6 protein-coding genes are annotated in these 8,175 nt (G+C 65.2%); 4 read left to right on the forward strand and 2 right to left on the reverse strand.

All coding sequences use genetic code 11. The features are described 5' to 3' along the window. Positions 1 to 214: 214 nt before the first annotated feature. Positions 215 to 3,025: an FAD-binding and (Fe-S)-binding domain-containing protein gene (locus IE101_RS16955; RefSeq protein WP_189635039.1), complete on the reverse strand. Its 2,811-nt coding sequence runs from the start codon at positions 3,023 to 3,025 to the stop codon at positions 215 to 217. Between the two features lie 84 nt (positions 3,026 to 3,109). Here IE101_RS16955 and IE101_RS16960 point away from each other — a divergent pair, with 84 nt between their 5' ends. Further along, positions 3,110 to 3,997 carry a LysR family transcriptional regulator gene (locus IE101_RS16960; RefSeq protein WP_189635040.1) on the forward strand — a complete coding sequence of 296 codons (888 nt, stop codon included), beginning with the start codon at positions 3,110 to 3,112 and terminating at the stop codon, positions 3,995 to 3,997. Between the two features lie 83 nt (positions 3,998 to 4,080). Continuing rightward, complete coding sequence (locus IE101_RS16965) at positions 4,081 to 5,007, forward strand: LysR substrate-binding domain-containing protein (RefSeq protein WP_189635041.1); 927 nt, start codon at positions 4,081 to 4,083, stop codon at positions 5,005 to 5,007. Here IE101_RS16965 and IE101_RS16970 read toward each other — a convergent pair. Then, positions 4,986 to 5,867, reverse strand: coding sequence for a 2-hydroxy-3-oxopropionate reductase (locus IE101_RS16970; protein WP_189635042.1), 882 nt, complete (start codon positions 5,865 to 5,867; stop codon positions 4,986 to 4,988). The genes IE101_RS16965 and IE101_RS16970 overlap by 22 nt on opposite strands. An 88-nt stretch (positions 5,868 to 5,955) precedes the next feature. Between IE101_RS16970 and IE101_RS16975 the strand changes: the two genes are divergently transcribed. Next, positions 5,956 to 6,726, forward strand: coding sequence for an HpcH/HpaI aldolase family protein (locus tag IE101_RS16975; RefSeq protein WP_189635043.1), 771 nt, complete (start codon positions 5,956 to 5,958; stop codon positions 6,724 to 6,726). Positions 6,727 to 6,735: 9 nt separating this feature from the next. Then, complete coding sequence (locus IE101_RS16980) at positions 6,736 to 7,989, forward strand: glycerate kinase type-2 family protein (protein ID WP_373296131.1); 1,254 nt, start codon at positions 6,736 to 6,738, stop codon at positions 7,987 to 7,989. The last annotated feature ends 186 nt before the right edge of the window (positions 7,990 to 8,175 follow it).

The raw sequence follows: 8,175 nt of genomic DNA on the forward strand, positions 1-8,175 counted from the left end.
GACACGCATTACCTTCCAGGGGCACCGAGCTGCCCGATCCTTCAGGTCATTTTATGTGATGCGCTACAGTGGGTCGTGGCAGCTGCCACCTATATCACCTCGTCACGACATTGGCCGCCTAGCCCTGCCTCATCTGCCATAGGCCCTTGCCTCTGATCGACGATGACGTTGGGCAAGCCGTGAGCCCGACCCATTCAGCGCCTGATCGCGGGGGTTAAGCTTGCAACGCGTTTGCGATCAGCCCCAGCGGATGCCGCAGCGGGCGGTGGGCCAATCGTTCCGCCTGGCAGCGGCAGGAAAAGCCCGTGGCGGCGGTGGGGGTGTCATCCTGCAGATGTTGGCGCCATGACAGGTCAAAGAGCTTTTCAGACACCGCCTGATGCCGCGCCTGATGCCCGAACAACCCCGCCATACCGCAACATCCCGTGGCTGGGGTTTCGATCTTCCGACCCAAGGCCGCGAATACCTCTGCCCATTGGCGGGCGGCGGCGGGGTGGCCGGTGGTCTCGGTGCAATGGGTCAGCAGGCGCAGGGGGGCGCTATCCTGTGCCCGGGGGAAGGCTACCCCGGCCGCAAGTTCCTGCACCAGAAACTCTTGCGGCAACAGGATGTTCGGCGCGCTCAGGCCCTGTTTCGGGTAATCCTGCCGCAGCACCATGACTAGCGCCGGGTCAAGCCCGATCATCGGCAGCCCGAGCCTTGCCACCGCCTCCAGATCGGTGAGCAAGGCGCGCGCCATGCGGTGAAACCCCTTGAGATCGCCAAGGTTCAGCGCGGCTTTGCCCGAAGGCTGCATCCGCAGCACGACGGGCGCGTAACCAAGCGCACGGAAACCCGCCTCGGCATCGGCGCGCAGGGGCGCATCGAACAGCGCGGTGAACCAATCCTCAACCAGAACCACAGCCCGGGGCGGGAGCGCCTGCCCCGGGATCCAGCGCCTGCCCGGCTGGCGGGTCAGACGCGGAAGGTCGGTGCTGCCGGTCATCCGCGCACCCACCCGGGCCAGCAGCGGCCAGACCGGCGCCAGTATCGGCGCTGCACGCAGGGCAAGCGGGCTGAACCGTTCGGCCGCTAGCACCAGCCGGTCGGCAATCGGGCGCCGGTGGCGATGGTGATAGTCGGCGAGGAAAACCGTTCGCATGCTGGGAATATCCACCTGCACCGGGCAGTTTGAAGCGCAGGCCTTGCAGCCCAGGCAGCCATCCAGCGCCGCCAGCAGATCACGTTCCTGTTCCGGGGTCACGGAGCCCTCGGTCCGGGCGCGGTGCCAATCGCGCAGCGCATCCGCCCGGCCCTTGGGGCTATGGCGCAAATCGGCGGTGGCCTTGAAGGAAGGGCACATCGGTGTGGCTGCCGCATAGCTCAGACATTGGGCATTTCCATTGCAGCGGAAGGCCTTGGCCAGCGGGTCCCCCTCGGGCGCGTTGAAGGCGCGGAAGGGTGTGGTGGCAATGCCCATGACCGGTTTGTCCAGGCTGACCAATTTGCCGGGGTTATAGCGCCCAGCGGGGTCGAAGGCCGCCTTGACGCCCTGCAACGCCCGATAGGCCTCGGTTCCGATCCAGTCTTGCAGATAGGCGCCGCGCACCCCCTTGCCATGTTCGCCCCAGAAGATCCCACCATGTTTGCGCGTCAGTTCAAACACGGCGTCTGAGACCGCCACAAGCCGCGCGCGATCTTCGTCCGCGTCTATGTTCAGCGCCGGGCGGATATGCAGGCAGCCGACATCGACATGGCCGTAAATGCCGAACCCCAAATCATACTGGCGCAGCACGGCCAGAAATTCATCCACGAAGGCGGGCAGGTTTTCGGGCGGAACCACGCAATCCTCGACGAAGGCCACGGGCCGCGCCGCGCCCTCTACCTTTCCCAGCAGGCCCACCCCGGCCGATCGGACGGCCCAAAGCCGACTGATCTCGGCCAGATCGCGGGCTTCATGCACCGCGCTTGCCCCGGGCAGGCGGGCCAACAGCGCGCGGCAGGCCGCGACCTGCGCGTTCAGCACCGCCGCATCCGACCCGTTGAATTCAAGGAAACTATAGGCAAGCGACTGTCCCGCCGGGACATGCAGGGCCGGTGGCAGTTGATCCAGAAGCCCGGCTTTGGCCGCAATTTGCTGGACGGTTTCATCCATCACCTCGATGGCGGTGGGGTTCACCTGCAACAGGGGCTGCGCCGCGGCCAGCGCGTTGTGGAAACTGTCGAATCCCACCACAAGCAGGCGCTTTTCTGGCTCGATCCGCCGCAGGCTGACGCGGATACGCGTGACCGGCCCAAGCGTGCCCTCGGCGCCCAGAAACAGGCGCCACCAGTCGAACCCGCCGTCTTCCCGACAGGCGCGGTCCAGATCATAGCCGGTGAACCGCCGGTTCAGGCGTGGTGTATGCGCGATGAACGCCGCGCGTCCCCCCCGCGCTGCAGCCTCAGCTTGTTCCAGCATCTGGCGCGCCCAGGCCGGGCAGGGGGCATCGCTGGCCAGAAGACCCTCGGGCGTGGCAATTTCCAGCGCGAGGATATTGTCGCTGGTCTTGCCGTAAATGCGCGATCCCTTGCCCGAGGCATCGGTGCTGACCATCCCGCCAATCGTGCAGCGTGTCGAGGTCGAGGTTTCCGGCGCGAAGAACAGACCCATCGGGCGGAGACGTTCATTCAGGTCGTCCAGCACCATGCCCGGTTCCACATCTGCCCAGCCTGCCTGCGCGTCGACGGCCAGCAGCCGGTTCATGTGCCGCCGCAGATCAAGGATGACCCCCCGGTTCAGCGCCTGCCCATTGGTGCCCGTGCCGCCCCCCCGCATGGTCAGCGGCACGCCTGCCCAATCCGGCGCAGCCATGACCCGCAGCACACAGGCCAGATCTGCGCTGTCCTGCGGGGAAAGGATCAGGTCTGGCAGGATGCGATAGACGGAATTGTCCGTGGCCATCGCCGCGCGCAGGGCGTGGTCGGCCTCGATCTCGCCGCGAAAGCCTGCTGCGCGCAGCGCCCGCTCCAGCGTTCCATCGGTCAGGGGAGGAAGATCAAGCATCGCGGCGCCCTTTCGGTTTTCCCCCTTGAAGCATGAAATCTGTATTCATAAAATTGGAACCTAATGAACATAGGTTCGGAATAAATGAACATAAACCTGCGGCATATCCGGGCGCTTCATGCCATCTGGGCGCAAGGCACCTTTGCCCGCGCGGCGGCAGAGCTGGGGGTCGTGCCCTCGGCCCTGACTGAAACCATCCGCCATTTTGAGGCCGAGGCTGGTGGCCCTTTGTTTGACCGCAGTCAACGTCCCCCCGCGCCGACGCCACTGGCCCTGACCTTTCTGCAGGAAACCGCCCCGCTGATTGATGGGCTGGACCGCGCGCTTCTGCGCCTGCAGGCTGGGGGCGACCGCAGCGGTGGGGTGCTGACAATCGGTTGCACCCCATCGGCGATTTCCGAACTGGTGGTGCCTGTGCTGGGTCAGCTGCGCCGCAGCCATCCGGGCTTACGGATCCGGGTGCATGATGACATTGCCGAACATCTGGCGCGGGGCGTGGTTGCGGGCGACCTGGATCTGGCGGTGGCGGGGCGGGCGCTCCATTCCGATGATTTGCGCCAGACCGAGATTTCACGTGATCCCTTCGGGCTTGCCTGTTCCGCGTCCCATCCGCTGGCCCGGCAGGAAAGCGCAGGTTTGCAGGATATCGACCCCGACGAGGTGATCGTCCTCGACCCCGGCACCGGCACGCAACAGATTCTGGCGACGTCGCAATCCGTGCCTGCCCCCTTGCGTAATGGCGCGATCGAGGCACATTCGACCATCGCCCAGCTTTGCATGATCCGTGCAGGGCTGGGTGTTGGGCTGCTGCCCCGCAATGCGGTCTTGCTGTTTGGCGACCCAAGCCTGCGTTTCCTGCCCCTGCGCGATCTGGCTCTGTGGCGGGTTCTCTATCTGCTGACCCCCACGGGGCGCCGTCTGAGCGCCCCCGCCCGCGCCTTTGCCGAGGCGCTGCGCGCCCGCAGCCCATAACCAAGCTGGCCTTTGCAAAGATGCGAGCCGGTGCTAGCCTTTGCACGAAAGTTGGGCTTTCGCCACATCAGGGGGATTCTGCCATGGCCACGCGGATGCGGTTACCGCCGCTCAACTCCTTACGCGTGTTTCACGCCGTGGTGCGGCACCGGTCGCTGCGTGAAGCGGCGGAAGAGCTTTACGTCTCGCCGCAGGCCGTCGGCCAGCAAATCCGGCTGCTGGAAGAGGCGCTTGGCGTTGTGCTGATGGAGCGCGAGGGCCGCGGCATTCGGCTCACCGAAAAGGCCATTACCCTTTCGCATTACATCAACGCGGGTTTCGAGGAATTCGAGGAAGGCATCCGTCGCGTGACCGGCCCGCGCGCCCGTGAACGCATCAACCTGAACGTCAGCCCCTATTTCGGCACCCGCTATCTGATGCCGCGCTTGGGTAAATTCCGCACCGCGGTGCCCGAGGCCGAAATCGGCCTGACAACCATGATCGACCTTGTGGATCTGGAACGCGACCAGATCGATCTGGCGGTGCAATGGGGCTACGGTGACCGCAAGGACGTTCAAAGCCACCTCTTGCGCCGCGACCCCAAGATCATCTGCTGCCACCCCGATATGGCGGACCGGATTCAAGCGCCGGGGGATCTGCTGAAATTCACGCTGCTGCAACCGGCGCGGTCGATGCGGCTTTGGCCCGACATCTTGCGATATCTAGGGGTTGAGGTGCCGCAGATGGACCGGGGCCTGACGTTTGATGATGCCGCCACCATGCGCCGGGCGGCCTATCAGGGGCTTGGCGTCGGGCTGGTTTCGGTTTTGGACGCGGAAGAGGATATCGCCTCGGGCAAGCTGGTCGCCCCCTTGGGGACGACCATTCTGGAGGGTATGGCGCCGGAAACGATCCCGGGTTTTTACCTCATCACGACAAAGACGCGGCTGCGCGCCAAGAATGTGGCGGCCCTGCACCGCTGGCTTCTTGACCAAGACTGGGAGGTGGATCAGCCCGCCGACAGCGTGTGACCCGACAGGGTTTCCAGCGCGCGCACAAGGGCCGAATGATCCGCATCGGCCAGGCCCTGCGCGCTGCAGCTGTTCAAAAGCTCTTGCGCGGTGGCGGTATTGGGCAGCGCCACCCCCAGCTGACGCGCGGTATCGAGCGCCATGCCCAGATCCTTCTGATGCAGCTTGATGCGGAAGCCGGGGTCGAAGGTGCGGGCGATCATGCGTTCGCCATGCACCTCGAGGATGCGACTGGCCGCAAAGCCGCCCATCAGCGCGCTGCGCACCTTGGCCGGGTCGCAGCCCGCCTTGCTGGCAAAAACGAGCGCCTCGGCCACCGCCTCGATGTTCAGCGCGACGATGATCTGATTGGCGATCTTGCAGGTCTGGCCCGCACCGTTCTGGGCCCCGACCAGGGTGATGTTCTTGCCCATCAGCTGAAACAGCGGCAGCGCACGGTCGAAATCGGCCTCGGCACCGCCGACCATGATGGTCAGGCTTGCATTGCGCGCGCCCACTTGGCCACCCGAAACGGGCGCATCCAGATAGCTGCCGCCCGCCGCCCGCACCTCGGCGGCAAAACGGGCTGTTTCCGTTGGGCTGATGCTGCTCATGTCGATCACCAGCGTTCCGGGGCGGAGCCCCGCCAGAACGCCGTTTGCCCCCAGCAGTACACGATCAACATCGCGCGTTTCGGGCAGCATCAGGATCACCACTTCGGCGACTTGTGCCACGGCGGCAGGGGAAGGCAGAACCTCGGCCTGCAGCGCGTTGGGCAGCGGGGAGCGGTTGAGCGTGGTGCTGAGCGCGTGGCCCGCAGCCACCAAATGCGCCGCCATGGGCGCGCCCATCACGCCCAGCCCGATAAATCCGATCTTCATCTTCTGTCCTTTTGCAAGAGTCGTGCTTGCCGGACATATTTATAAGATGTATGACAACATACAAGAGAATTGCGCAGAGGGATTTGCCATGCAGGAACGCATCAATGGGCTGAAACAGCTGCTCCAGGCCGGGCAGCCGGGCATCGGGATCTGGTGTTCGCTGGCGACCGCGCTGACCACCGAAGTGGTCGCAGGCGCCGGGGCCGACTGGATTCTGATCGACGGCGAACACAGTCCCAACGATCTGCGCAGCATCGTTGCACAGCTGCAGGCCGCCGGCGCCTATCCGACCTGCGAGCCGGCGGTCCGGTTGCCGTCGGATGATGCGAACCTGATCAAACAGATGATGGATGGCGGCGCGCGCAGCCTGATGGTGCCCAATGTTCGTACCGCAGATCAGGCGCGCGCGATTGTGGCCGCCATGAGTTATGCGCCGCAGGGCATGCGCGGTTTCTCGGTCGGGCATCGCGCCAATGCCTTTGGCCGGATCAAGAACTACCATGCGACTGCGCGAGAGCAGCAATTGCTGGCCGTGCAGATCGAATGCGAAACTGGTGTCGCCAATGCTGCTGAAATCGCCGCCGTGCCGGGGGTGGACGTGCTGTTTGTCGGGCCTGGTGATCTTTCGACCAATATGGGCGTGATGGGCAACCCGTCGGCGCCGCATGTGCAGGCTGCGATCCAGTCGGTGCTTGATGCGGCTCGGGGCCAAGGCAAGGCGGCCGGGATCCTTGCACCCCAGCAGGCCGATGCCGAGCGTTATCTGCAGGCCGGCTTCACCATGGTTGCGGTGGGTTCGGACCTCGGGCTGCTCGCCCGCGGATCGGATGATCTGGTGGCGCGGTTCAAGGCACGCTAAACCATGGGCATGGACAATCCGAAGGCCTTTCTCACCTCGCTCTATCAGGCGGCCGTGGCGGCGGCCGATCCGCTGACCGGGCTGCGCGCACATCTGCCGTCGCCGCCCCGTGGGCGGACGGTTGTGATCGGGGCGGGTAAGGGTGCGGCGCAGATGGCGCAGGCGCTTGAGACGCTCTGGCCCGGCCCGCTTCAAGGGCTCGTTGTCACGCGCTATGGCCATGCTGCACCTTGCAAAACGATTGAGGTGCTGGAGGCCGCGCATCCCGTGCCCGACGCCGCCGGGTTGCAGGCGGCCGAACGGCTGATGGCCGCAGTGCAGGGCCTGACGGCCGAGGATCTGGTGATTGCCCTGATCTGCGGCGGGGGATCGGCCCTGTTGCCTGCGCCCCCAGCGGGCTTTGGGCTGGAGGACGAGATCGCGCTGAATACCGCGCTTTTGGCTTCCGGCGCGCCGATTTCGGCGATGAATGCGCTCCGCAGCCATTTTTCTCGCATCAAGGGGGGGCGCCTGGCGGCACTTGCCCATCCTGCGCGGGTGGTGAGCCTTGTCGTCTCGGATGTGCCGGGCGATGATCCGGCGCAGGTTGCCTCGGGGCCGACGATCCCGCGGCAGGGCGATACGGCCGCCGCGCTGGCCTTCGCCGATCGCTATCAGATTCCGCTCAGCGCCGCGCAGCGCGCCCATATCCTTGCCGATCAGGGGCCGCAGCCCACGGATCCGGCCTTTGCGCGCGACCATGTCGCCGTTGTCGCCTCGGCTGCCCGTTCGCTTGAGGCGGCGGCCGGGCATTGCCGTGCAAGCGGGGTGGAGGCGGTGATCCTCTCGGACAGTTTTGAGGGCGAGGCCCGCGAAGCCGGGCGCTTTCATGCCGATCTGGCCTTGGAGGTCGCACGTCGGGACCGTCCCTTTCGCAAGCCGGTGGTGCTGCTCTCGGGCGGGGAAACCTCGGTCACGCTGCGGGGCAAGGGCAGGGGCGGGCGCAATACCGAATTCCTGCTGGCTTTTGCAGGCCGGATTGCGGGGCAGGGGGGGATCGATGCGCTGGCCGCCGATACCGACGGCATTGACGGGATTGGCCATCAGGCTGGCGCCTTTGCGGATGGCAGCACGGCGGACCGTCTGAGGGAGTGCGGCCTGCGGATCGATGATTGTCTGGATCGCAACGACAGCGGCACCGCCTTTGCCGCACTGGGCGATCTGTTTATGCCGGGGCCGACCGGCACGAATGTGAATGATTTCAGGGCGATCCTGATCCGCTGAAGGGCAAGGCGGCGAATGCCTCATAGGAAATTTCAGCTTTCCTGTGGGCCTAATTTCTTCCGTGTGTCCGCGTGTCAGCTGCATTAGCCTTCGCTGCGAAATTGTCCTGCTTGGGGAAGCCGTCATGAAAATCCTTGTGCCTGTGAAGCGCGTGATTGACTACAACGTGAAGGTTCGCGTGAAGGC

The organism is Gemmobacter lanyuensis (assembly GCF_014652355.1).
Lineage (GTDB): Bacteria > Pseudomonadota > Alphaproteobacteria > Rhodobacterales > Rhodobacteraceae > Gemmobacter > Gemmobacter lanyuensis.